Here is a 24,455-nt window from a genome sequence, read left to right as displayed (position 1 = left end):
GGCCGGAGTCAACCCGCCGTGCGCGCGGCGCCGACGGTGGGCGACCAGTCGCAGAGGCACTGGATCAGCGCCTCGGGGTCGGTCTGTGACCGCAGGGAGTCGCGCAGCCCCTCGTCGTTGAACATCTCGGCGAGGCCGGAGAGGATTCGCAGGTGCTCGTCGCTGCAGTCGCGCGGGACCAGCAGCACGAACAGGACGTCGACTCGCTGGCGATCGGGCGCGTCGTAATCGATCGGGCTCGCCAGCGTAAGGCAGGCGGCGACGGGGGCTTCCACCCCGGCGACCCGGCCGTGGGGCAGGGCCATCCCGTGCCCCAGGCCGGTACTGCCGAGACGTTCCCGCGTCACCAGCGCGTCGAAGATCTCGACGCGCGTCATGCCGGGCACCGCCGGGGACAACAGTTCGGCGGCGCGCTCGATCGCGCGTTTCTTGCTCGCGAGCGGTTCGCCGCAGCGGACGCGCTCGGGGGACAGCAGTTCAGCGGGCCCGGTCATGGATGCCTCCGCGTCAAGTCGCGAATTTCTCCCGTTTGTGATGGTCGCGCAGTTTCTCCTTGTGCTTGAGCACCTGCCGGTCGAGTTTGTCGATCAGCCCGTCGATGGCGGCGTACATGTCACTGGACTCGGCCTCGGCATGCACCTTCGCGCCGGCAAGGTCGATGGTGGCCTCCGCCTGTTGCCGAAGCTTCTCTACACTGAGGATAACGTGGATATCGGTGACCCGATCGAAATGTCGTTCGAGTTTCTCCATCTTTTCACTGACGTAGCTCCTGAGTGCATCCGTAACGTCCATATGATGACCGGTAACCGATAGATTCATAGTCCTCACTCCTCTGCGTTGCGCTGGCGCGTACGCCCATCCGTTCACCGCCGGAGCCCGGCCTGGCCGGTGGTAGCGGGCCGCCACCGACCGCGCGTTCGCCCAATGGTGCGCCGGATCGACCCCCTACGTCAGCCGTTTGCGCTCATTCGACGGCGGGATCGCCATCGATTCGCGATATTTCGCCACCGTACGGCGTGCAACGTTGATGCCACGGTCCACGAGGATGTTGGCCAGCCGGTGATCCGACAGCGGCTTGCGCCCATCCTCCTCGTCGACGAGTTTCTTCAGCATTGCACGGATCGCCGTGGCGGAACACTCGCCGCCCTCGGCGGTACTGACATGGCTCGAGAAGAAATACTTGAACTCGAGGATGCCGCGCGGCGTGTGCATGTATTTCTCGGTGGTCACGCGCGAGATCGTCGACTCGTGCATGTCGAGCTGTTCGGCGATGTCGCGCAGCACGAGCGGTTTCATGGCCTCCTCACCGTACTCGAGGAAGGCCCGCTGGCGCTCGACGATCGCGGTGCCGACGCGCAGCAGCGTCTCGTTGCGGCTCTGCACGCTCTTGATGAACCAGCGCGCCTCCTGCAGGTGATCCCGCATGAAGGTGTTGTCGGCGCTGCGGTCCGCGCGCTTGACCATCCCGGAGTAGGTGGGGTTGATGCGCAGGCGCGGCGCGATGTCCGGATTCAGCCGCACGCGCCAGACGCCGCGCTCCTTGCGCACGAACACGTCGGGGACGATGTACTGGGGTGTCGCGCTCGAGATCTGTGAGCCGGGGTGCGGGTCCAGCGACTGGATGATGGCCACGGCGGCGGCGAGTTCGTCCTCGGAGACCTTGAGGGCGCGGCGCAGGCCGTTGAAGTCGTGGGCGGCGAGGAGTTCAAGATGCTCGTTCACGATCCGCCGGGCGGTGTCCAGCCCGGACCAGTCCGCGTCGATCAGGGCGAGCTGGATCTGCATGCATTCGCGCGGGTCGCGTGCGGCGATCCCCGGCGGGTCGAGGTGCTGGACCTGGTGGAGCACGACCTCGGCCTCGTCCGGCTCGATCTCGATGCCCTCGCGGGCGAGCCCGGCGACGATCTCTTCCAGCGGGTCGCCGAGGTAGCCGTCGTCACGGACCGATTCGATGATCGCGGCCGCCACCGCCTGATCGCGGTCGGCGAGGGCGCTGAGATGGAGCTGCTCGAGCAGATGGTCTCGCAGCGAATCGGCACCGGCGCTCTGCGTCTCGAAGAAATCGCGGTCGTCTTCCCCGGACGCGACACCGTGGCCGGCCGCGCTCCACGCGCTGGAGAAGTCCTCGTCGAGGCCGTTGCCACTGCCCTCGACCGGGGTATCGTCGGCACTGCCGTTGCCCGGTTCCTGGGCGGTCAGCGTGCCAAAGTCGTCATCGGCTTCGTGCTCTTCGGCCGCGCCTTCCTCGTCGGTCTCGAGCATCGGGTTGGACTCGAGCGTCGCCTGGATCTCGGTCTGCAGCTCAAGCGACGACAGCTGCAGCAGGCGGATCGCCTGTTGCAGCTGGGGCGTCATGGTCAACTGCTGACCGAGCCGGATCTGCAGAGTCTGCTTCATGGTGCCAAGCGTAGCCTCACCCGTGCGTTGCGTTCATGGTACTGCATTTAGCGCGTGCCATGCAGGAATCCCGGGCCGCCGATTCCCGCAAAAGCGCCCGGCCCCCAACGGGTTACGCGCTATAGCGTGAAGTTCTCGCCCAGGTAGACCCGGCGCACGCGTTCGTCGGCCAGAATCGCATCGGCATTGCCGCTCGCGATCACGCCGCCATCAGAGAGAATATAGGCGCGTTCGCAGATGCCAAGCGTTTCGCGGACATTGTGGTCGGTGATGAGCACGCCGATGCCGCGCCCGGCGAGGTGCGAGACGATGCGCTGGATCTCGATGACCGAGATCGGATCGACGCCGGCAAACGGCTCGTCCAGCAGCATGAAGCGGGGCTCCACGGCGAGCGCCCGGGCGATCTCCACCCGCCGGCGCTCGCCACCGGAGAGGCTGATGCCGATGCTGTCCCGGATATGGCCGATCTGGAGTTCGCCCAGCAGTTCATCGAGCCATTTGCGGCGGCCTGCGCGATCCAGATCACGGCGCGTCTCGAGGACGGCGCGGATGTTGTCGGCGACGGTCATTTTGCGGAAGACCGATGCCTCCTGCGGCAGGTAGCCGACGCCGAGTCGGGCGCGGGCGTGCATCGGCAGTGGCGTGAGGTCGCGCCCATCGAGTTCGATGCGCCCGCCGTCGGCGCGGATCAGACCGACGATCATGTAGAAGCAGGTGGTCTTGCCGGCGCCGTTGGGCCCGAGCAGGCCGACCACCTCGCCGCTGCTCACCTCCAGCGAGATGCCGGTCAGGATCTCCCGCTGGCGGTAGCGTTTCGCGAGGTCGCGGACCAGCAGGTCACTCACGGTGCGTCCTCTCCGTCGGCATCGCCGGTGCCCTCGTCACCCCCGTTGCCGGTGTCGGGCTCGATCCGGATCTGCACGCGCTCCCCGTCCTCACCGCGGCCGCCTTCGACGCGGCCACTGTCGGGCCAGTAGCGGATCTTGCCGGCGGCAAAGCGTTCGCCGTCGCGCTGGAGTTCGGCATTGCCGGTCAGGACGATCAGGCCCTCGCCGGCGTCGTAATCGATCGTGCGCCCGCGGGCGCGGACCATCTGTCCTTCATCGGTCTCCTGACGGATGCGCGCGGGCTCGCCCTGCGCCTCGGCGCGGTCGACGACGCCCTCGCTCGTGGCGATGGAGAGGCGGTCCCCCGTGAGGTGCAGCGTGCCCTGTTCGAACACGACGTTGCCGAAATACAGCGACTCGCCGCTGGCGCGGTCGATCTCCGCCCGGTCGGCCTCGATCGTCGCCGGTTGCCTGCGGTCGCCCTCGCGGGCCATGACCGGGGCGCTCGCGAGCATGCCCGCGAGGGCCAGCAACGAAAGGATTTCAGCGGGTTGTCTGCGGTTCATAGCGGCCATTGACTTCATGATGGAGTTCGACCACGTCGCGGTCGAACCAGGCGGTCATCCCGGTCGCGTCGATCCGCCAGGCGCGGCCCTCCGCGGTAATGGGGCGATCCGTCTCGGCGCGACCGGCCGCCGTCAGTACGGTCAGGCGGCTGGTCCGGATGGTCATGGGGGCGCCGTTCTCCGGCAGCTGCCGGAGAACGATATCGTTGATCAGTTCGACGCGGTCACTGGCCGGATCGGTCCTCGCCCGGGCCGCGGTCGCCCGCCAGGGGGCGGCATCCACGGGGCGGTAATCGAGGTCCGGGCGCTCGATGAGCGCGCTGCTGTCGTCGGCGAAGCGCGTCATCCGGTCACCGGCGAGCCGGTATGTCGGTACGCCGGCGTTCTCGAAGTGGCGCAGCGTGAAATCGACGAAGTAGGCGTCCGGCTCGTGCGGCACCGGGCCGTCGGCTTCCGGCTCCGGCCCGGCTCGCCGCAGCGTATCGACCCAGTACAGTCCGCTGCCGGCGGCGAGTATGAGGACGATGACGATGATACGGGTGAGGGCGCGCACGGGCTAAGCGGTCGGGGAATCGGCCGGAGCGCAGGTCCGGGTCCCGACATCGGGGGGACCCGTCCGTCGCATGCTGCCGTCATGGCCAGGGCCGGGGGCGCTCATTCGGCGGCTTCCGCCGCGAGGTACCGCGCCAGCCGCGCCTGCAGCGTCCCCTGGGCGGCCATGATCAGTTCGGCCACTTCGCGGGCGGCACCGGCGCCGCCGGGGGCGGCGGTGACGTAGTCCGCGTAGGCGCGGGTCATCGGTGTGGCACTGGCCACGGCGATGCCGAGGCCGGCCAACTGCATGGCGGGCAGGTCGACCACGTCGTCGCCAACGTAAGCGGCGGCCTCCGCCTCGATGCCGAGCCGGTCCAGCAGCTCGGCGAGTGCTTCGGCCTTGTCGGAGCGCCCCTGCATGAGGTGGCGGATGCGCAGTTCTTCCGCCCGGCGACTGACCACGGTCGAGGTCCGACCGGTGATGATCGCGAGATCGACGCCGCTGTCCTGGAGCAGGCGCATGCCCAGACCGTCGTGGGTATGGAAGGCCTTGTACTCGAAGCCGTCGTCGCCGAGGACCACGCGGCCGTCGGTCAGCACGCCGTCGACGTCGAATACGGCGAGGCGCACGCGCCGCGCCCGTTCGATCACTGCCGCCGGCACCCGGCCCGATACGTCGCTCATGCGCTCCGTGCTCCCGTGGTTCCGCTACCGCGCCGGGCGATCATACGACCCCCGCGCGCAACAGCGTGTGCATATTGAGGGCGCCCGTCAGACGCCCCTCGGCGTCGACGACCAGCAGCGCGTTGATGCGCCGCTCCTCCATCAGTGCCAGTGCCTCGGCCGCCAGCATCTCGGGCCCGACCGTGACGCAGGAGGCCGTCATGACCTCGTCGATCACCAGTGATTGCAGATCGTTGTGGTGGTCGAGCGTACGCCGCAGGTCGCCGTCGGTGAAGATGCCGGCGACGCGGTCGTCGCCATCGACGATGGCCGTCGTCCCCAGCCCCTTCGTGCTCATCTCCACGAGGGCTTCACGGAAGGGGGCGCCGAGCGGGATGCGCGGCACCGCTTCGCCGCTGGCCATGATATCGCCGACATGCAGCAGCAGGCGTCGGCCCAGACTGCCCTGGGGGTGCGAACGCGCGAAATCCTCGGCGGTGAAGCCCCGGTTCTCCAGCAGGGCGATGGCGAGCGCGTCGCCCATGGCGAGCGCCGCGGTCGTGCTCGCGGTCGGCGCCAGGCCCAGCGGGCAGGCCTCCTCGGCCACGCCGACATCGATATGGACGGTGGCCGCTTCGGCGAGCGAGGACCGCGGCCGCCCGGTCAGGGCGATCAGCGGGATGCCCTGGCGCTTGAGCAGGGGCACCAGCGTGCGGATCTCGGAGGTCTCGCCGGAATTCGACAGCGCGATCACGACATCGTCGGGCATGACCATGCCGAGATCGCCGTGGCCGGCCTCGCCCGGGTGCACGAAGAACGCCGGCGAACCGGTGCTCGCGAGCGTGGCGGCGATCTTGCCCCCGATATGCCCCGACTTGCCCATGCCGAAGACCACGATGCGCCCCTGGCACGCCAGCATCAGTTCACAGGCACGGGTGAAGTCGTCGCCGATCCGGTCGGCCAGAGCGGACACGGCGTTGGCTTCGGTGCGGATGACCGCCAGGCCGAGTTCACGCAGCCGCGTGCGTTCGGCCTCGGACAGTTCGGGCGCGCGGGCGGGCGTGGCCATGGGATTTCGACTCCGGCGGGAACGGCGGTCCAGACGCCAGTGTAATGCAGGCGGCAGGAGTCAGGCGACAGGAGTCAGGCGGCAGGGCCAAGGGCCAAGGGCCAAGGGCCAAGGGCCAAGGGCCAAGGGTACGGCTCGCTCCGTAGGCGCGTCTTCGAATGGCGCGGTTGAGCGCCGTTCGAATGCGCGCAGCGCGCCGGGGCGGCACGGTACGGTGCACACGGTATCCGCCGCCGCGCCAACACCGCGCGCGTTCGCCTTCGGCGAAAACGCGCCTACCGCAGATAATCTTCTCAGCCCTCAGCCCTTTCGCCCTTCTCAGAGCGTGATGAACAGCCAGCTCTGGTAGCCAAGGAAGCTGGCGAGCAGCAGCACGCCTTCGACGCGGCCGATGCGTCCGCTGCGGCCACGTCGGTGGAACAGGGCCGGGACCAGCAGCAGCGTCAGCACGCACATCACCGGCAGGTCGCGCGTGAGCACCTCCGGCGGGATCGCGCCGGGCGCGATTACCGCGGGCAGACCGAGTACGGCGAGCGTATTGAACAGGTTGGAGCCGATCACGTTGCCGAGGACGAGATCGTACTCGTTCTTCAGAACGGCCGCCGCCGCTGCCGCGAGTTCCGGCAGGCTGGTGCCGACCGCGACGATGGTCAGGCCGATGACGAGATCGCTGACACCGAGCGTTTCCGCGATATTGACGCCACCCCAGACGAGCATGCGCGAGCTCAGCATCAGCAGTACGAAGCCGAGTACGAGCCAGAAAACCGCCTGACGCAGGGGCAGTGTGCCCGGGATCTGCTCGGTCAGTTCCGCCGCCAGCGGGTCGTCGCCTTCCTGCTCGCTGACGGCCTGGCGCAGGATGAACACCATCGCGCCGGCCATCAGCAGTAGCAGGAGTACGCCGTCGACGCGGCTGAAGCCGCCGTCGAGCATCACCAGCACCGCGATCACGCTCACGCCGATCAGCAGCGGCAGTTCCCGCGTGAGGATGTTCGAGGAACTGACCAGTGGCCTCAGGATCGCGGACACACCGAGGATCAGTGCGATGTTCGCGATATTCGAGCCGACGGCATTGCCGATCCCGAGTCCGGGATTGCCCTGCATTGCGGCGAAGCCGGCGACCAGCATCTCGGGCGAGGAGGTGGCGAAGCCGACGATCACCAGCCCGATCACCAGCGGCGATACACCGAGATCGCGGGCGGTCGCCGACGCGCCCAGCACGAACCGGTCCGCGCTCCACACGAGCAGGGCGAGGCCGAAGACGACGGCGGCGATGGAAATCAGCATAAGGGGTGTTCAGTTCCCGGCGCCGTTGTCGAAGAGGTCGTCATCCTCGTCCGAGAACGGATCGAAATCGTCTTCGCCCTGGCCGTTGCCGGTGTCCGGCAGTGCGTCGGGCGGCGGGTCGCCGTCATAAATCTGGTTCACGCGCCGACGCAGCCAGGCGTCGCGCGTGTAGGCGTACGGATCGACCGCCGCGGTGCCCAGCAGGTCGGTGGTGCCCAGCAGGCGGGCGCGCGTGTCGACGACCCGCAGTACCGTCATGCCCGTGAGGGTGGCGGTGTCATCGATCGAGTTGATCGGGTCATACCAGCCATCCACCACGAGGCCGGTCCCGTCGCGCACGCTGCTCGGGCCGAGAAACGGCAGCACGAGATAGGGCCCGGCATCGGCGCCCCAGTAGCCCAGCGTCTGGCCGAAGTCCTCGTCCTGGGGCTTCGCGCCCATCATGCTGGCGACATCGAACACGCCGGCGATGCCGAAGGTGGTATTGATCAGCAGCCGGTTGGCGGTGATCACCGTGGCCCGCGGTTTCAGCTGCAGCGCGCTGTTCACCAGTACGCTCACCTCGCCCAGGTTGCGGAAGAAATTCGTGATGCCGCGGTTGACGGGCTGCGGGAGCACCGCGTTGTACCCGCGGGCGACCGGCTGCGCGATGTTGCGGTCGAACACGTCGTTGAAGGCGTGCACACGCCGGTTGAACGGCTCCAGCGGATCATTGGCCGCGCCACCGCGTTCCGGTGCCGTGGCGCAGCCGGTCAGCAGTACGCCGACTGCGATGAGCGCGAGCGCGAGTCTTTTCTGGTCCATGATTCGATCGGTCCGTTCGGGCGAGGGGCGGCCCCGGTGGCACAGCGAGCGGCATCGTAGCCAATCCGCCCCCCTCTGCGCCAGCAGCGGGCGCGTTCATGCGCCGCGCGCCGTGGTAGAATCCGGCGACCTGATGCCTTGCAATGGCGCGGACGGGCCCCGGTAACCGCGGGCACGGTCCCGGTGCCAACCCCATGGAGATCGATCGATGACGACTGTGTGGCGAGCAACCACGCGTGGCCTGACCGTCCTGTTACTGGGCGTGCTGTTGGCTACACCCCTGAGCGCAGCCGCGAAACCGGACCCGGAAAACGCCCAGGCCATGGTGCAGGACGTGACCGATCGGATGCTCGACGTCCTGCGCAAGGATCTCGACGAGGCCGACGATGAGGCGGAGTTCCTGCGCCGGAAGATGGACGAGATCGTTGCGCCGACCCTCGATTTCATCACCATGACGAAGCTGGCCGTGGGCCGTTACTGGCGCGACGCGAGCGATGATCAGAAACGCGCCCTGGTGACCGAATTCCGCGAGCTGCTGCTGCGGACCTACGCCGAGTCGCTCAAGGAGTACGACAATGAGCAGCTCGAACTGCTGCCGCTGCAGCCCGGTGACCGGGACGACCGTGTGAAGGTCCGTTCGCGGGTCATCCAGTCCGATGGACCGGAGCTGTCGGTCAATTACAGCCTGCGTTTCCACGATGGCGAGTGGAAGGTGTATGACATCGTCATCGACGGGATCAGCATGGTGACCAACTATCGCTCGACCTTCTCGAACGAGATCCGCAGCAACGGCGTCGACGGTCTCGTGTCGACGCTGCGCGCGAAGAACCGCGCCAACGAGGATATCGAGACCGGCTCGTAAGCGTCGGTCGCGGAGGCCGGCGGGCCCGCCGCAGGGTACGCGGGCGGCGGGCGTTGCCGGTAATGCGCGTTTTTCCCGTATAATCCGTCGTTTGTATCCGCGCCGACCACGCGCAGCCGTGGCCGGTTCCGCCGTCCCCTGACGGGAATATCGATGGACAAGCTCATCATCAGTGGCGGGCATCCGCTCCAGGGCCAGGTCCGGGTGTCCGGCGCCAAGAACGCCGTACTGCCGATCCTGGCCGGCTCGCTCCTCGCCGACGGCCCGGTGACGATCGAGAACGTGCCCCACCTCAACGACGTGACCACGACCATGGCCCTGCTGGGGCGCATGGGCGTGCACCTCACCGTCGATGAGCGCATGAACATCGAGGTCGACAGCCGTTACGTCGAGGAGCTGTACGCGCCCTACGACCTGGTCAAGACGATGCGTGCGTCGATCCTCGTGCTGGGCCCGATGCTCGCGCGCCACGGTACCGCGGAGGTATCGCTGCCAGGCGGCTGTGCCATCGGCTCGCGGCCGGTGAACCTGCACCTCGAGGGGCTGCGGGCGCTGGGCGCCGATGTCTGGGTCGCGGACGGCTATATCCACGCGCGCTGCAAACGCCTGAAAGGCGGGCGTTTCGTGCTCGATGCCGTGACGGTCACCGGTACCGAGAACCTGATGATGGCCGCTACCCTGGCCGAGGGCACCACGGTGCTGGAGAACGTCGCGCGCGAGCCCGAGGTGGTCGACCTGGCCAACTTCCTCAACAGCATGGGCGCGCAGATCAGCGGCGCCGGCACGGACCGTATCGTGATCGATGGCGTGCAGAGCCTGGGCGGGACGCGCTACCGGGTGCTGCCCGACCGGATCGAGACCGGCACGTTCCTGTGCGCTGCGGCCATGTGCCGCGGCAAGGTCATGGTGCGCGATACGCGCCCGGATCTGCTCGACGCCGTGCTGACCAAACTGGAGGCGACCGGCGCCGAACTGAACACCGGTGATGACTGGATCTCGCTCGACATGCATGGCCGGCGGCCGAAGGCGGTACACGTGCGCACGGCGCCGTTCCCGGCCTTCCCGACCGATATGCAGGCCCAGTTCTCCGCGCTGAACGCCGTGGCCGAGGGCTCCGGAAGCGTCACCGAGACGGTGTTCGAGAACCGCTTCATGCATATCCAGGAGATGCAGCGCATGGGGGCGGATATGCGCGTCGAGGGCAATACGGCCCTGATTACCGGGGTCGAGGAGCTTACCGGGGCGCCCGTGATGGCGACCGATCTGCGCGCCTCGGCGAGCCTCATCCTGGCGGGTATGGTGGCGAAGGGTGAAACGGTCGTCGATCGCATTTATCACATCGATCGCGGTTACGAATGCATCGAGGAGAAGCTCTCCCAGCTGGGCGCGCGGATCCGCCGCGTGCCGAGCTGAAGCCGCGGACAGGAGCCCGTAGATGACCCGTCCCCTGACGATCGCCCTGTCCAAGGGTAGAATCCTCGAGCAGACGCTGCCCCTGTTCGCGCAGGCGGGGATCGAACCCGAGACCGATCCGGATTCGAGCCGGCGCCTGATTCTGCCGACCAATCGGCCCGACGTCCGCTTCGTCATCGTCCGTGCGGCCGATGTACCCACGTACGTCCAGTACGGCGGGGCCGATATCGGTGTCGCCGGCAAGGACGTGCTGCTCGAGCACGGCGGCGAGGGCCTGTATGAACCGGTGGATCTCGGCATCGCCGCCTGCCGGCTGATGCTCGCGGGTCCGGCCGGGGGTGGCGGCGGTCCGGTGGGGCGCGCCCGCGTGGCGACCAAGTACATCCGGATCACGCACGACTGGTTCGCGGCGCAGGGCCGGCAGGTCGAGATCATCAAGCTGTATGGCTCGATGGAGCTGGCGCCACTCGTGGGGCTCGCCGACTGGATCGTCGATCTGGTCGACACGGGCAACACGCTGCGCGCGAACGGCCTCGAACCATACGAAACCATTGCCGACATCACGAGTCGGCTGATCGTCAACAAGGCCGCGATGAAAACACGCAACGCCGAGGTCCGGGGTATGATCGATGCCATCGGCGAGGCGGTCGCGGCCCCCACTGAATAACCGCCCACGAGGACGCTTATGACGTACCAGACCGGTGATCTGCGCATCCGCGAGATCAGGGAACTCAAGTCGCCAGCCGAGATGATCAAACCGACCGATCGCGCCGCCGAGACCGTCCATTTCGGACGCGAGCAGGTACAGCGGATCATGGACGGGGACGACGATCGGCTGGTGGTCATTGTCGGGCCCTGTTCGATCCACGATCCGGAAGCGGCGCGCGATTACGCCACGCGCCTGCAGCGGATGCGGGAAGAGCTGGGCGACGATCTGCTCATCATCATGCGTGTGTATTTCGAGAAACCACGCACGACGGTGGGCTGGAAGGGACTGATCAACGACCCGCATCTTGATGGCAGCTTCGACATCAATGCCGGGCTCGAGACGGCGCGGCAACTGCTGCTGGATCTCGCCGACATGCAGCTGCCGGCGGGGACCGAATTCCTTGATCTGATCAGCCCGCAGTACGTGGCGGACCTCGTGACCTGGGGCGCGATCGGCGCACGGACCACCGAATCGCAGGTGCATCGCGAACTGGCGTCCGGGCTGTCGTGCCCGGTCGGATTCAAGAACGGCACCGGCGGCGACGTCCAGATCGCGGTCGACGCGATCGGCTCCGCGTCGCAGCCGCACCATTTCCTCGGCGTGACCGCCGAGGGTCGCTCCGCGATCGTGGAGACGACCGGCAACCCCTACAGCCACGTGATCCTGCGCGGCGGCAAACAGCCGAACTACGATGCCTCCAGCGTCGACGATGTCGCCGAGATGCTGGCGAACGCCGGCCTGCCGCAGCGCATCATGATCGATGCGAGCCACGCCAACTCGCGCAAGAAACCCGAGCGCCAGGCCGACGTGGCCCGGGACATCGCCCACCAGGTCGGGCGCGGCGATCGCCGCATCTTCGGCATGATGCTGGAAAGCCATCTCGTCGAGGGCAAGCAGAGCGGCGATGGCGAACTCACCTACGGCCAGAGCATCACCGATGCCTGCATGGGCTGGGAGCGCACCGAAGGCGTCCTGCGCGAGATCGCGGAATCCGTCCGCAAGCGGCGGAAGGGCGAGGGCTGATTGCCCTGACCGGCGTGGGTTTGGGTTCTCGCCAAGGCGCGGAGGGCGCCAAGGGACGCCAAGAGATAAATGGAGTGACAGCGACGCGCGCATTCGCCTTCGGCGAAGACGCGCCTACGTACCGGAGCACGCGTATCCGGAATCCGTAGGCGCGTTTGCGCGAAGCGCACGCGCGCGGTTTATGCGGATAACGGGACGCGCCGGCTGCCCCATTGGCCCCGCCTTTCATCACCCGAATTCCTTCGCGTCCCCTGGCGCCCTCCGCGCCTTGGCGGGAACCCACGAACCACGCCGGACACGACCGTCCCGACAACTTGATGCCGGGGCGGCTTGTTCGAACGTGAAATGGGTAAAGGCGGCTCAGGCCGCCGCGGCGCTGGCGGAGCGGGGTTCGCAGCTGGCGCGCAGGAGGGTCCAGTAGCCGAACAGGTTGACCGGCTTGGTCTCGAGGACCTCGAGGTCCGTCTGATCGACGAACTCGTCCATGGCGAAATCGGGGCGGAAGCCGACGAGTTTGGACAGCGGCGCGATCATCTTTTCGGCGCCGCTCACGATCGGATTCCGATGCCGGAAATGGTTGACGATGAACAGGTCGCCGTCCTTCGAACAGACCCGCCGCATTTCGTTGATGACCCGGTCCGGGTAGGGCGCGACCGACAGGACATACATCGCCACGACATGGTCGAACTGGGCGTCGCCGAAATCCATGTTCTCGGCGTCCATCTCCATCAGGCTCACGTTCGGCAGTTCCAGCCGTTCGACGCGCTCCTGCGCGATACGGATCATGTCCGTCGAGACGTCAATCCCCGTTACGTGTACCCCTTCCGGGTATTCCGGGATCGACAGCCCGGTACCGACGCCGACCTCGAGCACGCTGTCACCAGGCTGGATCCCCATCTGCTCGATGGCGAGTTTGCGGCCCGGATGGAAAATGGCGCCGAAACAGAGATCGTAATGCCGTGCGTAGCGTCGATATGCGTCGCGAACGCCCTGGGTATCCACTGCAACTCCCCGCCGACTGATCGGCCTGAAAACCTGTCGGCCACCGGCCGTCCGAAATGACCCGCGAGGCTACCGGATGGTACCGGCCAATGCCACCCCGGGGCGTCGGGGTTACGAAACCGTAATCGATGGCCCGAAGGTGATTATTCCCAACCGGCGGCGTCCGCGAGACGCCGCAGGACCGGGTCGTGGACGGCCACATCCGCGTCCGAGAACAGCACCATCCGGACTTCACTCAGCGATGAGCAGACCGGCAGGCCCTCGAGCAATTCCCGCAACGCGACCTCGGCTGCCTCCTCCATAGGATAGCCGAACGCCCCGGTACTCAGCGCCGGGAAAGCGATCGACCGGGCCCCGAGCCCATCGGCGGCGGCCAGGCTGTTGCGATAGCTGGCCGCCAGCAGTTCGGCCGAGGGTTCATCGCGGCCATAGACCGGGCCGACCGTATGCACGATCCAGCGGGCCGGCAGCGCGAATCCGTCCGTGACCTTCGCCTCACCGACACCGCATCCGCCAAGCGGTTTGCAGGCGTCCCACAGCTCTGGCCCCGCCGCGCGATGGATCGCCCCGGCGACCCCGCCGCCGGGCCCCAACTGGCCGTTGGCGGCGTTCACGACCGCGTCGACATCCTGCTGCGTGATATCGCCCTTACGCGTCTCGATCGAACGTCCATCACGCGCAACACGCATGGCGACCTCCGGCAAGTGCGTGCCCACGCAACAATTATCCACCCGAAAGCGGGCTGCGTCGAACCCGGGGTGGTTCCGTAACGGGCCGATCTGCACTATCATATGCGGCCGATCAGGAGCGGGTTCGGCTCCACTACTGCCGAAATTACCGCCCGCGTTACGGTGTGAGTGACGACCAGAACAAGGTCCCCATCGTCTAGTGGCCGAGGACTCCGCCCTCTCACGGCGGCAACAGGGGTTCGAATCCCCTTGGGGACGCCATACAAACAAAGCCCGGCTGACCAGCCGGGCTTTTTTTGTATGGGGTGTTCAAGGGTGCAGCAGAACCCCTCCGGGTTCGACCGGATTGCCGGGAGCAATCCGGCGCGAGCGAAGCGAGTCCGAAGGACGCGGCCCACGGACGGGCCGCGCCATCCCCTTGGGGACGCCATACAAACAAAGCCCGGCTGACCAGCCGGGCTTTTTTTGTATGGGGGTGTCCGAGGGTGCAGCAGTACCCCTCCGGGTTCGACCGGATTGCCGGGAGCAATCCGGCGCGAGCGAAGCGAGTCCGAAGGACGCGGCCCATGGATGGGTCGCGCCATCCCCTTGGGGACGCCATACAAATTAAGCCCGGCCGACCAGCCGGGCTTTTTAGTGTCGAGCCCCGGCAACCCCGCATTCCTCCTTGAAGCCCCCACCGGAATTCCGGCCCGACCGCCTCAGTCGGATCCCCCCGAGGCCACGTCTGCCGCTGCCTCGCGGGGCTTCAACACCTCCAGCATGCAGTCACGGAAGGCCTGCACCGACCGCGAGCAGTGGTACTTGTGGGTCGCGAGATAAAAGCGCGTCGCGAACGCGATGCGCTCCGGCGCGAGCGCGCGCATCCGGCCTTCCTGGACCCAGTGGGCCGCGAAATGTTCAGGCAGATAGCCCACATAGCTGCCGCTGAGTATCAACAGGGCATTGCTCTCCATGTGCGATACGACGGGCCCCTCCACCTGTGTGCGCGGGTCGCGGATCGAGGGCAGCGAGACATAGCTTTTGCCGACGAAGGTCGCGGATTCCAGTGCCTCCAGGATCCGTTCCGTATCCTCCTCGGCGAACAGGGGGTGGTCCACGCCACAGTAGAGTCGTTGCAGCTCCTCGAACACGGGGACGCTGTCCAGCGAGTCCGGCTCCGGCAGGACGGGCGTGAGGATGCAGTGATAACGGCCCTCGACGAGCCCCTGGCTCAATTCTTCCGGCGAGGAGACGTCGACATGCAGGTGTACGTCCGGTGCCTGCCGGGCGAATGCCTGGAACGCCGCTGGCAGCGAGGCGTCCGGATTGGTCGCCAGTGCGTCGACGACGCCGAAATGCAGATCGCCGCTGAGACTGCCCCGTACCTCCGCGACGACATCGCGGAAGCCGCCGATGGACTCGAACAGCGGCTTCAGGCTGTCGTGGATGCGTTCACCTTCCTCGGTGAGCGCGAAACCCTTGCGGCCCCGTTCGCAGAGGGTGAAGCCCAGCCGCTCTTCAAGCTGCTTCAACTGGATACTGATGGTGGACAGCGACAGACCGAGCACCGGTTGCGCCGCGGCAAGCCCCTGGCACTGGACGACCGCATGAAAGACCCGGAGCAGCTTCAGGTCGAAGTCGGTCAGGTTCGGGACGTTGGTATGCCTTGCCGTCATGCGGTATCGACCATGGCGGGGCCGGTCGTTCGTGTGCAGGTACGGCCCGGTCACCCTTGCGGCTCATCCTGGCAGAAACGCGGCGGGATCGGAATTGGCCCGACCCCACCGGGCCCGTTCCCGCGGCCGGAGCGGGATTACTTTGTCGCCTCGCAAACTCCGCTTTGAAATACGGGAATGGTCGGGGGTGGAATTCGGGACCACACTCGGAAGAGTCCCATGGCTGCATGGGCAAGGCGCAACGGTCGGGCAGCGGCCGCGCCGGAAAGAATCCGGTGATGATTGAACACACTGCCCGTCGTCGCGGCGGAACGGACAAAACAAGGTTCCTGCCTTGGGGGTACCACGATGAGCTGGACTTTCTCCAAACGACATTCCCTGCTGGCCACGGTTCTGGCCGCTTCCTCCTTGCTGCTGGCCGGCATTACGCCGGCGCAGGCCAAAGAGACCGTAAACATCGGCCTCAACGTCTCATGGCCCGGTTTCTCTTTCCTCGAGGTGGCCCGCCAGAAGGGCCTGGCAGAGGAATACGATCTGAACCTCACGATTTTCGAGGATCCCCTCGGCGGGCACGCCGCTCTGGCGGCCGGGCAGATCGACGTGTACCTGAGCACGGCCGAATACACCCCGTTCACCATCGCGCGCGATACCGACGTGGCGCTCGTATCGATGCTGAATATCTCCTACGGCGTGGACAAGGTCGTGATGACCAAAGACCTCAGCCCCGAAGAACTGAAGGGCCGCAAGGTCGCCGCGCCGCAGGCCTATATCGGCGAGATCCTGGCGGGCATGTGGCTCGACAGCATCGGTCTCGCCCCGGATGACGTGGAGTGGGTCAACCTCAATGCCGACGAGGCGGTTGGCCCGGCCATGTCCGGCGATCTTGCCGCCGCCTACATGTACGAGCCCTGGGTGACACGGGTTCTCGAAAATATCGATGCCGCGAGCGTCGTGGCCGATACCCGTCAGCCCCGTTATCTGAATACCGGTATCTTCATGGACGCGATGTACATGAATACGGAATTCATCAAGAACCGCCGGACGGCGGCGAAGGATATGATCAAGGCGCGGTTCCAGGGGGTTGAGTACTGGAATGAAAATACCGACGAAGTGAATCAGTTGTTCGCCGACTATCTGCAATGGTCAAAGGCCGATGTGGAGTCGGTTGTCGGTACCAACGGCAAATACCTCGAAGATGGTCTGTATATGCTGGACTTCAATGAGGTCGCGCAGATCTGCGGGGCACTGGACGGGGATCCGCCGCATGGCATCAAGAACGGTTCGATGGCGGCGAGCGTCCAATTGACCAATGAGTGGTGGGTCAAGCTCGGTCTGATGGATGAGGTCTACGACCCCGAGGCGGGTTATGACTGCAGTCTGACCGAGGAACTGGTCGACGAGGGATTCCGTCAGTCGATTTCGGCCAATTGAGCGTGGTCCTGAGCGGGAGTGATCGCACGCCGGTCCTCCCGCTTTTTTTCTGCCGCTGCACCACTCCGGAGGCCGTTCGGGGAAAACCATGTTCCTGATGTGCGTGTCCCAAAGCGATCACGGCCATGCCGCGATCCGTCGCGGAATCTCCAGGAGCGATGCCGGGGGTGAGTCCCGGCGGAGCAAGGCGGATCGATGCGCCGAACAGGCGGGTTCGATGTGCCATGGGCCGGCCAGGGCAACGATTCTCCGCGAAGGCATCCCGGGAGTGCGGCAACCGCGACAGGGAGGCAGTGCATGACAACGCGCGCCGGAAACAGCGTCTACCGTCGCCGGTGGTTCGAGTTCCTCACGCCGCTGGGGCAGCCATGGAAACTGATCCTTGGCGTCTCGATCTGGGTGATCTTTTTCGGGATCTGGGAGGTCGCCGTTCTCAGCGGCTGGGTGAATCCGCTGCTGGTGCCCTCACCGGTCGATGTTCTGGTTACGCTCTACGAATTGTTCGCCGAACGCGGCTTCCTGTCCGATGTCGGTATCAGTATCGCCCGTATTCTCGGCAGTTTCGGCGTCGCCTGCGTCATCGCCATTCCGCTCGGTATCCTCATGGGGTCGTTCAAGGCGGTCGAGGCGTTCGTCAACCCATTCGTGTCCGCCTGGCGTTACCTCCCGGCGCCGGCATTCATTCCGATCCTGCTGATGTGGTTCGGCACGGGCGAAGAGCCCAAGCTCGCGCTGCTGTTCCTGGGCGTGATCTTCTTCCTGATCACGCTGATCATGGATCACACCGCGCAGGTCCGGGCCGAGCTGATCGAAACGGCCATGACACTCGGAGGGAATCGCTCGCAGATCCTCTGGACCGTGGTCGTGCCCGCCGTTCTGCCGAACGTCCTGATCGCCATGCGGCAGATGCTGGCGATCGCGTGGACCTACCTCGTGATCGCCGAGATCATCGCGTCGACCACCGGGATAGGCGCCATGATGATGCGCGCGCGGCGGTTCCTGCATACCGACGACATCATGGCCGGCATCCTGACGATCGGCGTGCTGGGCCTGTTGTTCGATGTGATGTTCCGCTGGCTGTATCGCGTGTTATTCCCCTACCTCGATCAGGGCGAGCGTTAGGAGCCAAACGATGGAGCCGCAGATGACGAGTGCGACGACAACCGCGGGCGTATCGGCGAAGTTGCGCCTGCAGGACGTGAGCAAGACGTTCCGCGTGCGCCACGGCGAGGATATCGAGGCGATCAAGGGGGTCTCGTTCGAGACGCCGGAAAATGAGGTCTGCGTCCTGCTTGGCCCTTCGGGCTGCGGCAAGTCGACCGTTCTGCGCATGGTCGCGGGCCTGGAGGAGCCGAGCTCGGGGGAACTGATGCTGGACGGTCACCCGATCGCCGGCGCGGACCGTGAGCGCGGCATGGTTTTTCAGGCCTACACCTCGTTCGACTGGCTGACCGTGCAGGCGAACGTCGAATACGGCATGCGCCTGAACGGAGTGCCGAAAAAGGAGCGCCGCGAGCGCGCCGCGCATTTCATCGAGCTTGTCGGCCTCACCAAATTCAGTCACTCGTACCCGAAGCAGTTGTCCGGCGGGATGAAACAGCGCGTGGCGATCGCCCGTACGCTGGCGAATGACCCCACCATCCTGTTGATGGATGAGCCCTTCGGTGCACTCGATGCCCAGACGCGGTGGCACATGCAGGAATTGATGATGAGCATCGTCGAGGCCGCGAACACGACGGTGCTCATGGTGACGCATGACATCGAAGAAGCGATCTTCCTCGGTGATCGGATCGAATTCATGTCCCGCCATCCGGGCACCGTGCATGAGGAGATCATCCCGGATTTCAAGCGGGGCAAACGGATTACAACCAAGGAAGACCTGATCGGCCTCGACGGGTACGGCGATCTCGAGCGTCATATCCTGAAGTTGATGCGGGAGCAGGGCGGCGATGACGCCGATCACTGAACCGGCACCGTTGAGCCGGCGATGAACCAGTAGAGCGTGATGGAGTATCCATGAATCCCGCGACCGTAATGATGGCCGAGATGACCTGGCCCGAGTTTGCCGAGCGCCTGCGCGAGGACACCGTGGTGTTCCTGCCGACCGGCATGACCGAGCAGCATGGCCCGCATCTGCCGATGGGGGTGGACCATCTGCTGCCAACCGCTATTGCGGAGATGGTGGCGCGGGAGGTCGACGGGATCGTCGCCCCGGCCGTGAACTACGGTTACAAGTCGATGCCGCGATCGGGCGGTGGTCCCTCCTTCCCCGGCAGCACCGGGCTCGACGGTGCGACCCTGAGCGCCGTCATCCGCGACGTGATCCGCGAACTCGCGCGCCACGGTGTGCGCCGGGTCTGCGTGATCGACGGCCACTTCGAGAACCTGTGGTTCCTCAATGAGGGTATTGACCTCGTCATGCGGGAAGTCGGCGATTCGGGCCTCAGGGTGATGTGTCTGCAGCACTGGGAATTCCTCGATCGCGAGACGCTCGACCAGGTTTTTCCGGATGGGTATCCGGGGATCGAACTGGAGCACGCGGCCGTGCTGGAGACGTCGTTGATGCTGCATTTCTACCCGCAACTCGTGCGCAGCGACCGTATCCCGGACAACGAACCGATGGATGCGCCGCCATACGATGTCTGGCCCGCCAGACCCGAGTGGGTGCCGAAGACGGGATCGCTGACCTCGGCCGCGGCCGCATCGGCCGAGAAGGGCGCACTGATGGCCGAGCAGTACCGGCGGGATATGGCGGCCGCCGTGCGTCACGAGTTGATCGAGTGAATACGGCAGCCGTGTACGCGGCCGACCATCGATCGGAAAAGGGCGGGGGATCGTCATGAGCGTGGGGTTCGATTTCAGCGGTCAGACCGTACTGGTCACCGGTGCCAGCCGGGGGATCGGCTATGCGGTTGCCCGGGCTTTCGCGTTGGCTGGCGCAAGGGTGTCGATCATCGCCGAAGACGCCACGGTGGAGCAGGCGGCGCGAACCATCGGCGAGGAAGCGGGCATCCGCGTTCGGGCCCAGCGCTGCGATATCTCTGATGAAGCGGCGGTACGCAAGGCGCTCGATGGGATCGGGACGCTCGATGTACTGGTCAACAACGCCGGTATCGAGCTTCCGACCCCGGTCGGTGAAGTGCACACGGCCGTCGATGACGCCTTCCGCCGGATCATCGACGTGAATGTGCTGGGCACATGGTGGGTGACGCGCGCGGCGATTCAGAAAATGGATGCGGGCGGCCGCATCCTCATCACGTCCTCGATCTGGGGGCGGACCGCCGTTCCGGGGTTCGCCGGTTATGCGGCGTCCAAACATGCCCTGATCGGCATCGCCCGGACGCTGTCGCGGGAGTTGGGTCCCAAGGGCCTGCGCGTCAATGCGGTCTGTCCCGGTTGGGTGAAGACCGAGGCCTCGCTGCGTTCGCTGGCCGTCATGGCCGAGGAGAAGGGCGTGAGCGAGGAGGAGATGGCGGAAGAGCTCGCGGCCGACCAGTCGCTGGGCGGTCTCATGGAACCCGACGACGTGGCCGGGCTGTATCTCTACCTGGCGTCGGACGCCGCGGCGAACGTGACCGGTCAGGCGATCCCGATCGATCGCGGGGAGGTGATGGCATGAGTGGATCACTCGCGGGCGTGCGCGCCCTGGTTACCGGCGGCTCGCGTGGCATCGGCCGGGCCATCGCGATGGCGCTTGCGGACGACGGCGCGCGGGTGGCGTTCGGTTACCACGGCAGCCGGGAAGAAGCCGAGGCCACGCGCGATGAACTGCGGACACGCGATGCCGCCGCCGCGGCGATCGAGGCCGATGTATCGCGAGAGGACGAGAGCAAGGCACTGGTGACCGGCGCGATCGACGTCCTGGGTGGACTCGACGTCGTCGTCAACAATGCCGGCATCCTGCATGAACAGCCGCTGCTCGATACCGAGGCGGCCGATTTTGACCGGGTGATCGGAGTCAATCTGCGCGGCACCTTTCTGGTCGGCCGCGAGTCGATCCGCTGGATGGTGGAACAGGGCGGCGGTGGCCGCATCATCAATATCGCGTCCGACCTCGGCTATCTCGGACGTGCGCGGAATACGGCCTACTGCGCGTCGAAGGCCGGGATTGGCGCCATGACCCGTACCTGGGCGCTGGAATTCGCCCCTGACATCCTCGTGAACGCGATCGGACCGGGGCCGGTGGACACGGACATGCTCGGCGCCGATGTGATGAGCGAGGAACAGCGCGCACAGGAGAGCGATATCCCGCTCCGCCGGATCGGCCGCCCCGATGAGATCGCCGCCATGGCGACGTTCCTCGCCGGGCCGAAGGCGACATTCATCACGGGGCAGACGTTCGGGGTCAATGGCGGCAGCGTCATGTACTGACCGCCGGCATCACTGCCGCCGTACGTATCCCGAAGATCAGCAAGGAGACTGGAAATGGTGTACGAGGATTCTTTTTTCCGCCCCATCGGTGGCAGTGAATTGCCGCGGTTCGCGGGCCGTTCCACCTTCATGCGGCTGCCGCAGATCGAGGATCCGGCCGAGGTCGATATCGCCCTGGTCGGTTTCCCGTGGGACAGCGGCTCGACCAATCGGGTCGGTCAGCGCCACGGACCGCGCGAGATCCGCAGCAATTCGACCATGATGCGTCTGGTGCATCAGGCGAGCCGGATCGCGCCGTATGATCTGTGCCGGATCGCCGATCTGGGCGATGTCCCCGTCAATCCGATCGATATCCGGGACACGCTGGACCGTGGGCGGGATTTCTATCGGCGGATACACGAAGCGGGTGCGGTGCCGCTGACCGCGGGCGGGGATCACCTCGGCACGCTCCCGATCCTGCGCGGCATCGCGGGCGATCAGCCCATGGCAATGGTGCAGTTCGACTCGCATTCGGATACCAACGACACCTACTTCGGCGACAACCCCTACACGCACGGGACGCCGTTCCGGCGCGCGATCGAGGAGGGCATCCTCGACCCGAAGCGGATTATCCAGGTGGGGATCCGCGGGTCGATGTACTCGGCCAGCGATCTGGACTGGGCGCACGAGCAGGGCATCCGGGTGATGGAGATCGAGGAGTATTTCGACCTTGGCCCGGACGGTGCCGTCAAGGAAATCCGCTCCGTCGTCGGCGATGTGCCGACCTATGTGACGTTCGATGTGGACGCCCTCGATCCGGTCTACGCCCCCGGCACGGGGACGCCCGAAGTGGGCGGCTTCACCTCGGTCGAGGCCCAGCGCATGATCCGCGGCCTCCGGGGGCTGAACCTCGTGGGTGCCGATGTCATGGAGGTCTCCCCGCCGTTCGACAGTGCCGGGATTACCGCGTTGACGGGGGCCACGATGATGTTCGAGCTGCTGTGCGTGCTCTCGGAGGCGGTCGCGAAGCGCAAGTGAGCCGGCGGGGACCGTGACGGTCCGGTGGGTGATAAGCTATCGCGAGCAAGCTCGCTCCTACAGGTCAATCTGCACGCCGGTGGCAGAACTCATGTAGGAGCGAGCTTGCTCGCGATCCCTCATACGGGTGCTAACCTTTGAACCATGTGCGGTCGCTACACACTTCGTAACCCTACCGGGCATCCGTGGATCGATCCGGAGATCGCAGGGGGTGTGCCGCCGCGCTACAACATCGCGCCCGGGCAACAGGTACTGACGCTGGGTCGTGACCGCGAAGGCGAACGCGTGACGCGGCTGGCGTTGTGGGGGTTCCATCCGCACTGGTTGCCGGTGGGCCGGCGTGCACCGATCAATGCGCGGATCGAGGGGGCGGCCGAGCGGCCGATGTTCCGGCGGGCCTGCGCGGCGGGGCGGTGCCTGGTGCCCGCCGACGGCTGGTACGAATGGCAGACGGCGGACACCGGGCCAAAGCGGCCCTGGCTGTTTCACCGCCCGGACGACGCCCTGTTCTTCTTTGCCGGTCTCGCGGCACGGGATGCGAACGATCGGCCGACGCTGGCGATCCTGACCCGGGATGCGGACACGCGCTGCGCGCCGATCCATCAGCGCATGCCCGTGGTGGTCCCGTCGGATGAGGTGGCCGCCGCCTGGCTGGAGGCGGCGACGCCGGCGGATGCGATCGACGCCGTGGCGGGCGCTGATGCGGGCGCCCTGGCGATCGATCCGGTCAGCCGGCGCGTGAATCGTCCCGAGAATGACGATCCGGCGTGCGTGCGTGTGCAGACGGAGGCCGGTGACAACGGGGATTGATCGGCCGTGAGGTGCGTCCGAGCGGAGCCCCGCCAGGATCCAGTCAGCGCAGGCGTACCAGCAGGCCGGAACGCACCTTGGGGTCGAACCACGTGGATTTCGGCGGCATCACTTCGCCGGCGTCGGCGATCGCCATCAATTCCCGCACCGATGTCGGGTAGCAGGCGAAACCGACGGCCCAGCCGCCGAACACGCGCCGCTCGATCTCGTCCAGACCGAATGCCCCCGGCACGTAATCGATGCGCGGGTCGCTGCGCGGGTCCTCGATGCCAAGGATCGGGCCGAGGATGTAATCCTGCAGCAGACAGACATCGAGGCAGCGGACCGGATCGTCCTCCGGCACCAGCCCCTCGGGCGCCTTCAGCGAATACCACTTGCTGCCCAGGTGCATCGAGAACGTGTGACGCTCCTGTGGCCGCGCCTCGTCGGCCGCCACCACGTTCAGGGGCTCGACCGTGAAGTGCTCGCCGATCCGCTCCAGCAGTTCGTCGTGGGACAGCCCGCCGAGATCGTGCACGAGGCGGTTGTACTCGAGGATGCGCATCTGGTCGTCGGGGAAGATGGCCGTCAGCACGTAGTTGTACGGTTCATCGCCCGTGTGGTTCGGGTTTTCGGCGCGCCGCTTGGCCGCCCATTTCTGGCAGACCGCCGTGCGGTGATGGCCGTCGGTCAGGTAGAGCGCGCCGTGCTGCTGGAACGCCTTCTGGAGGTGTCCGATTTCCGCGCGATCGCCGACGAACCAGATGGTCTGGTGTACGCCGTCGTCGGAGGTGAAATCGATCAGCGGCGCCTCCTCCTTTGCCCGGGCGACGACCTCGTCCACGGCCGGGTCGGAGGGGTAGGTCAGACTGATCGGGGTCGAACTGGCGCGGACCTCGTCGCGATAGCGGATGAGCACGTCTTCCTTGTCGCGGCGGGTATGCTCGTGCTTCTTGATGCCGCCGGAATCGAACTCGTCCACGGGGATCTCGGCGATCAGACCGGTCTGCTCATGATCGTCGACGCTGAGCCGATAGACATACACGCCCGGGCGATTGTTGAACACGAACACCCGGTTGCGGATCAGTTCCTGCAGTTTCGCCGAGTTGCGCTGCAGGTTCTCGTCAAACGGCGGCCGCTGATCCTCGGGATACTCCTCGGTGGAGCGCATGACGTTGAGGTAGTTCAGCGGATGGGTCAGCGCGAACTCATGGCGCTGGCCCGGCGTCATGGCGTCATACGCCGGGCATGCGACATCGTGCGCCAGATCCGGGCTGGCGTAGTAGCACTGAAAGGGTCGGATCGCCGTCATGCCGTTCGCTCCCGTGCCGCCTCCCGGCGGTA

General features: G+C 66.2%; 26 protein-coding genes and 1 tRNA gene. 13 read left to right on the top strand and 14 right to left on the bottom strand.

From position 1 onward, the window contains the following. Positions 1-8 precede the first annotated feature (8 nt). The 10 genes from A0W70_RS14450 to A0W70_RS14405 form a co-directional block, all read right to left on the bottom strand. A complete protein-coding gene (locus tag A0W70_RS14450) occupies positions 9-494 on the bottom strand; it encodes a PTS sugar transporter subunit IIA (RefSeq protein WP_067563653.1) in 486 nt (161 codons plus the stop codon). A gap of 13 nt (positions 495-507) precedes the next feature. Further along, positions 508-819 carry a ribosome hibernation-promoting factor, HPF/YfiA family gene (gene hpf / locus A0W70_RS14445; RefSeq protein WP_067563649.1) on the bottom strand — a complete coding sequence of 104 codons (312 nt, stop codon included), beginning with the start codon at positions 817-819 and terminating at the stop codon, positions 508-510. Positions 820-945: 126 nt separating this feature from the next. After that, the gene (locus A0W70_RS14440; protein ID WP_067563646.1) at positions 946-2,397 is read right to left on the bottom strand and encodes an RNA polymerase factor sigma-54; all 1,452 of its coding nucleotides are present in this window, start codon (positions 2,395-2,397) and stop codon (positions 946-948) included. Between the two features lie 119 nt (positions 2,398-2,516). Then, a complete protein-coding gene (lptB, locus tag A0W70_RS14435) occupies positions 2,517-3,242 on the bottom strand; it encodes an LPS export ABC transporter ATP-binding protein (protein WP_067563643.1) in 726 nt (241 codons plus the stop codon). Next, on the bottom strand, positions 3,239-3,790 hold the full coding sequence (gene lptA / locus A0W70_RS14430; RefSeq protein ID WP_175443132.1) for a lipopolysaccharide transport periplasmic protein LptA: 552 nt from the start codon (positions 3,788-3,790) through the stop codon (positions 3,239-3,241). The genes lptB and lptA overlap by 4 nt, the downstream gene beginning before the upstream one ends. Next, positions 3,768-4,343, bottom strand: a complete 576-nt coding sequence (gene lptC, locus A0W70_RS14425; protein WP_067563636.1) for an LPS export ABC transporter periplasmic protein LptC — start codon at positions 4,341-4,343, stop codon at positions 3,768-3,770. The genes lptA and lptC overlap by 23 nt, the downstream gene beginning before the upstream one ends. Before the next feature lie 101 nt (positions 4,344-4,444). After that, positions 4,445-5,008, bottom strand: coding sequence for a KdsC family phosphatase (locus tag A0W70_RS14420; RefSeq protein WP_067563633.1), 564 nt, complete (start codon positions 5,006-5,008; stop codon positions 4,445-4,447). Positions 5,009-5,048: 40 nt separating this feature from the next. Continuing rightward, on the bottom strand, positions 5,049-6,056 hold the full coding sequence (locus A0W70_RS14415; RefSeq protein ID WP_067563629.1) for a KpsF/GutQ family sugar-phosphate isomerase: 1,008 nt from the start codon (positions 6,054-6,056) through the stop codon (positions 5,049-5,051). A 318-nt stretch (positions 6,057-6,374) separates the two neighbouring features. After that, the gene (locus A0W70_RS14410) at positions 6,375-7,343 is read right to left on the bottom strand and encodes a calcium/sodium antiporter (protein WP_067563626.1); all 969 of its coding nucleotides are present in this window, start codon (positions 7,341-7,343) and stop codon (positions 6,375-6,377) included. Positions 7,344-7,352: 9 nt separating this feature from the next. Beyond that, a complete protein-coding gene (locus tag A0W70_RS14405; RefSeq protein WP_067563622.1) occupies positions 7,353-8,147 on the bottom strand; it encodes an MlaA family lipoprotein in 795 nt (264 codons plus the stop codon). A gap of 208 nt (positions 8,148-8,355) precedes the next feature. Between A0W70_RS14405 and A0W70_RS14400 the strand changes: the two genes are divergently transcribed. The 4 genes from A0W70_RS14400 (at position 8,356) to A0W70_RS14385 (ending at position 12,154) form a co-directional block, all read left to right on the top strand. Continuing rightward, positions 8,356-9,009 carry an MlaC/ttg2D family ABC transporter substrate-binding protein gene (locus A0W70_RS14400; protein ID WP_070989743.1) on the top strand — a complete coding sequence of 218 codons (654 nt, stop codon included), beginning with the start codon at positions 8,356-8,358 and terminating at the stop codon, positions 9,007-9,009. 153 nt (positions 9,010-9,162) lie between these two features. Further along, the gene (gene murA, locus A0W70_RS14395) at positions 9,163-10,422 is read left to right on the top strand and encodes a UDP-N-acetylglucosamine 1-carboxyvinyltransferase (protein ID WP_067563616.1); all 1,260 of its coding nucleotides are present in this window, start codon (positions 9,163-9,165) and stop codon (positions 10,420-10,422) included. A gap of 22 nt (positions 10,423-10,444) precedes the next feature. Further along, entirely contained in the window at positions 10,445-11,089 is a 645-nt protein-coding gene (hisG, locus tag A0W70_RS14390) for an ATP phosphoribosyltransferase (protein ID WP_067563612.1), read from the top strand. Between the two features lie 18 nt (positions 11,090-11,107). Continuing rightward, positions 11,108-12,154: a 3-deoxy-7-phosphoheptulonate synthase gene (locus tag A0W70_RS14385; protein WP_067563608.1), complete on the top strand. Its 1,047-nt coding sequence runs from the start codon at positions 11,108-11,110 to the stop codon at positions 12,152-12,154. A gap of 360 nt (positions 12,155-12,514) precedes the next feature. Here A0W70_RS14385 and A0W70_RS14380 read toward each other — a convergent pair whose 3' ends face one another. Together A0W70_RS14380 and A0W70_RS14375 are read right to left on the bottom strand one after the other, a co-directional pair. Beyond that, a complete protein-coding gene (locus tag A0W70_RS14380; RefSeq protein WP_067563605.1) occupies positions 12,515-13,156 on the bottom strand; it encodes a class I SAM-dependent methyltransferase in 642 nt (213 codons plus the stop codon). 143 nt (positions 13,157-13,299) lie between these two features. Continuing rightward, on the bottom strand, positions 13,300-13,845 hold the full coding sequence (locus A0W70_RS14375; RefSeq protein WP_067563780.1) for a macro domain-containing protein: 546 nt from the start codon (positions 13,843-13,845) through the stop codon (positions 13,300-13,302). A gap of 185 nt (positions 13,846-14,030) precedes the next feature. Between A0W70_RS14375 and A0W70_RS14370 the strand changes: the two genes are divergently transcribed. Further along, a tRNA-Glu gene (locus A0W70_RS14370) sits at positions 14,031-14,106 on the top strand. Positions 14,107-14,546: 440 nt separating this feature from the next. Here A0W70_RS14370 and A0W70_RS14365 read toward each other — a convergent pair. Next, positions 14,547-15,503 (bottom strand): LysR family transcriptional regulator, encoded by a 957-nt coding sequence (locus A0W70_RS14365; RefSeq protein WP_067563601.1) that lies wholly within the window; start codon positions 15,501-15,503, stop codon positions 14,547-14,549. Positions 15,504-15,851: 348 nt separating this feature from the next. Between A0W70_RS14365 and A0W70_RS14360 the strand changes: the two genes are divergently transcribed. The 8 genes from A0W70_RS14360 to A0W70_RS14325 all read left to right on the top strand — a co-directional run bounded on the left by A0W70_RS14360 (position 15,852) and on the right by A0W70_RS14325 (position 23,132). Beyond that, entirely contained in the window at positions 15,852-16,934 is a 1,083-nt protein-coding gene (locus A0W70_RS14360) for an ABC transporter substrate-binding protein (RefSeq protein WP_067563598.1), read from the top strand. A 297-nt stretch (positions 16,935-17,231) separates the two neighbouring features. Further along, positions 17,232-18,056: an ABC transporter permease gene (locus tag A0W70_RS14355; RefSeq protein ID WP_067563595.1), complete on the top strand. Its 825-nt coding sequence runs from the start codon at positions 17,232-17,234 to the stop codon at positions 18,054-18,056. A 22-nt stretch (positions 18,057-18,078) separates the two neighbouring features. Then, positions 18,079-18,900, top strand: a complete 822-nt coding sequence (locus A0W70_RS14350; RefSeq protein ID WP_067563777.1) for an ABC transporter ATP-binding protein — start codon at positions 18,079-18,081, stop codon at positions 18,898-18,900. Positions 18,901-18,950: 50 nt separating this feature from the next. After that, a complete protein-coding gene (locus A0W70_RS14345) occupies positions 18,951-19,718 on the top strand; it encodes a creatininase (protein ID WP_067563592.1) in 768 nt (255 codons plus the stop codon). Between the two features lie 55 nt (positions 19,719-19,773). Next, complete coding sequence (locus A0W70_RS14340) at positions 19,774-20,553, top strand: SDR family NAD(P)-dependent oxidoreductase (protein WP_067563589.1); 780 nt, start codon at positions 19,774-19,776, stop codon at positions 20,551-20,553. Continuing rightward, positions 20,550-21,305 (top strand): SDR family NAD(P)-dependent oxidoreductase, encoded by a 756-nt coding sequence (locus A0W70_RS14335; protein WP_067563585.1) that lies wholly within the window; start codon positions 20,550-20,552, stop codon positions 21,303-21,305. Before A0W70_RS14340 ends, A0W70_RS14335 begins: the two co-directional genes overlap by 4 nt. A 54-nt stretch (positions 21,306-21,359) precedes the next feature. Beyond that, positions 21,360-22,322: an agmatinase gene (gene speB / locus A0W70_RS14330; protein ID WP_067563581.1), complete on the top strand. Its 963-nt coding sequence runs from the start codon at positions 21,360-21,362 to the stop codon at positions 22,320-22,322. Between the two features lie 144 nt (positions 22,323-22,466). Continuing rightward, positions 22,467-23,132: an SOS response-associated peptidase gene (locus A0W70_RS14325; protein ID WP_070989741.1), complete on the top strand. Its 666-nt coding sequence runs from the start codon at positions 22,467-22,469 to the stop codon at positions 23,130-23,132. 43 nt (positions 23,133-23,175) lie between these two features. Here the strand turns inward: A0W70_RS14325 and A0W70_RS14320 are convergent, their stop codons facing one another. Further along, entirely contained in the window at positions 23,176-24,423 is a 1,248-nt protein-coding gene (locus A0W70_RS14320) for a DUF1015 domain-containing protein (RefSeq protein WP_067563575.1), read from the bottom strand. Positions 24,424-24,455: the final 32 nt, after the last annotated feature.

The organism is Halofilum ochraceum (assembly GCF_001614315.2).
GTDB classification, from domain to species: Bacteria; Pseudomonadota; Gammaproteobacteria; order XJ16; family Halofilaceae; genus Halofilum; species Halofilum ochraceum.
This window is presented reverse-complemented; position numbering and strand designations above follow the sequence as displayed.

Coding starts and splice junctions, on each gene's coding strand:
- A0W70_RS14450 (WP_067563653.1), bottom strand. CDS start 494: ATGACCGGGCCCGCTGAACTGCTGTCCCCCGAGCGCGTCCGCTGCGGC.
- hpf (WP_067563649.1), bottom strand. CDS start 819: ATGAATCTATCGGTTACCGGTCATCATATGGACGTTACGGATGCACTC.
- A0W70_RS14440 (WP_067563646.1), bottom strand. CDS start 2,397: ATGAAGCAGACTCTGCAGATCCGGCTCGGTCAGCAGTTGACCATGACG.
- lptA (WP_175443132.1), bottom strand. CDS start 3,790: ATGAACCGCAGACAACCCGCTGAAATCCTTTCGTTGCTGGCCCTCGCG.
- A0W70_RS14420 (WP_067563633.1), bottom strand. CDS start 5,008: ATGAGCGACGTATCGGGCCGGGTGCCGGCGGCAGTGATCGAACGGGCG.
- A0W70_RS14415 (WP_067563629.1), bottom strand. CDS start 6,056: ATGGCCACGCCCGCCCGCGCGCCCGAACTGTCCGAGGCCGAACGCACG.
- A0W70_RS14410 (WP_067563626.1), bottom strand. CDS start 7,343: ATGCTGATTTCCATCGCCGCCGTCGTCTTCGGCCTCGCCCTGCTCGTG.
- A0W70_RS14405 (WP_067563622.1), bottom strand. CDS start 8,147: ATGGACCAGAAAAGACTCGCGCTCGCGCTCATCGCAGTCGGCGTACTG.
- A0W70_RS14400 (WP_070989743.1), top strand. CDS start 8,356: ATGACGACTGTGTGGCGAGCAACCACGCGTGGCCTGACCGTCCTGTTA.
- murA (WP_067563616.1), top strand. CDS start 9,163: ATGGACAAGCTCATCATCAGTGGCGGGCATCCGCTCCAGGGCCAGGTC.
- hisG (WP_067563612.1), top strand. CDS start 10,445: ATGACCCGTCCCCTGACGATCGCCCTGTCCAAGGGTAGAATCCTCGAG.
- A0W70_RS14385 (WP_067563608.1), top strand. CDS start 11,108: ATGACGTACCAGACCGGTGATCTGCGCATCCGCGAGATCAGGGAACTC.
- A0W70_RS14375 (WP_067563780.1), bottom strand. CDS start 13,845: ATGCGTGTTGCGCGTGATGGACGTTCGATCGAGACGCGTAAGGGCGAT.
- A0W70_RS14365 (WP_067563601.1), bottom strand. CDS start 15,503: ATGACGGCAAGGCATACCAACGTCCCGAACCTGACCGACTTCGACCTG.
- A0W70_RS14360 (WP_067563598.1), top strand. CDS start 15,852: ATGAGCTGGACTTTCTCCAAACGACATTCCCTGCTGGCCACGGTTCTG.
- A0W70_RS14355 (WP_067563595.1), top strand. CDS start 17,232: ATGACAACGCGCGCCGGAAACAGCGTCTACCGTCGCCGGTGGTTCGAG.
- A0W70_RS14350 (WP_067563777.1), top strand. CDS start 18,079: ATGACGAGTGCGACGACAACCGCGGGCGTATCGGCGAAGTTGCGCCTG.
- A0W70_RS14345 (WP_067563592.1), top strand. CDS start 18,951: ATGAATCCCGCGACCGTAATGATGGCCGAGATGACCTGGCCCGAGTTT.
- A0W70_RS14340 (WP_067563589.1), top strand. CDS start 19,774: ATGAGCGTGGGGTTCGATTTCAGCGGTCAGACCGTACTGGTCACCGGT.
- A0W70_RS14335 (WP_067563585.1), top strand. CDS start 20,550: ATGAGTGGATCACTCGCGGGCGTGCGCGCCCTGGTTACCGGCGGCTCG.
- speB (WP_067563581.1), top strand. CDS start 21,360: ATGGTGTACGAGGATTCTTTTTTCCGCCCCATCGGTGGCAGTGAATTG.
- A0W70_RS14325 (WP_070989741.1), top strand. CDS start 22,467: ATGTGCGGTCGCTACACACTTCGTAACCCTACCGGGCATCCGTGGATC.
- A0W70_RS14320 (WP_067563575.1), bottom strand. CDS start 24,423: ATGACGGCGATCCGACCCTTTCAGTGCTACTACGCCAGCCCGGATCTG.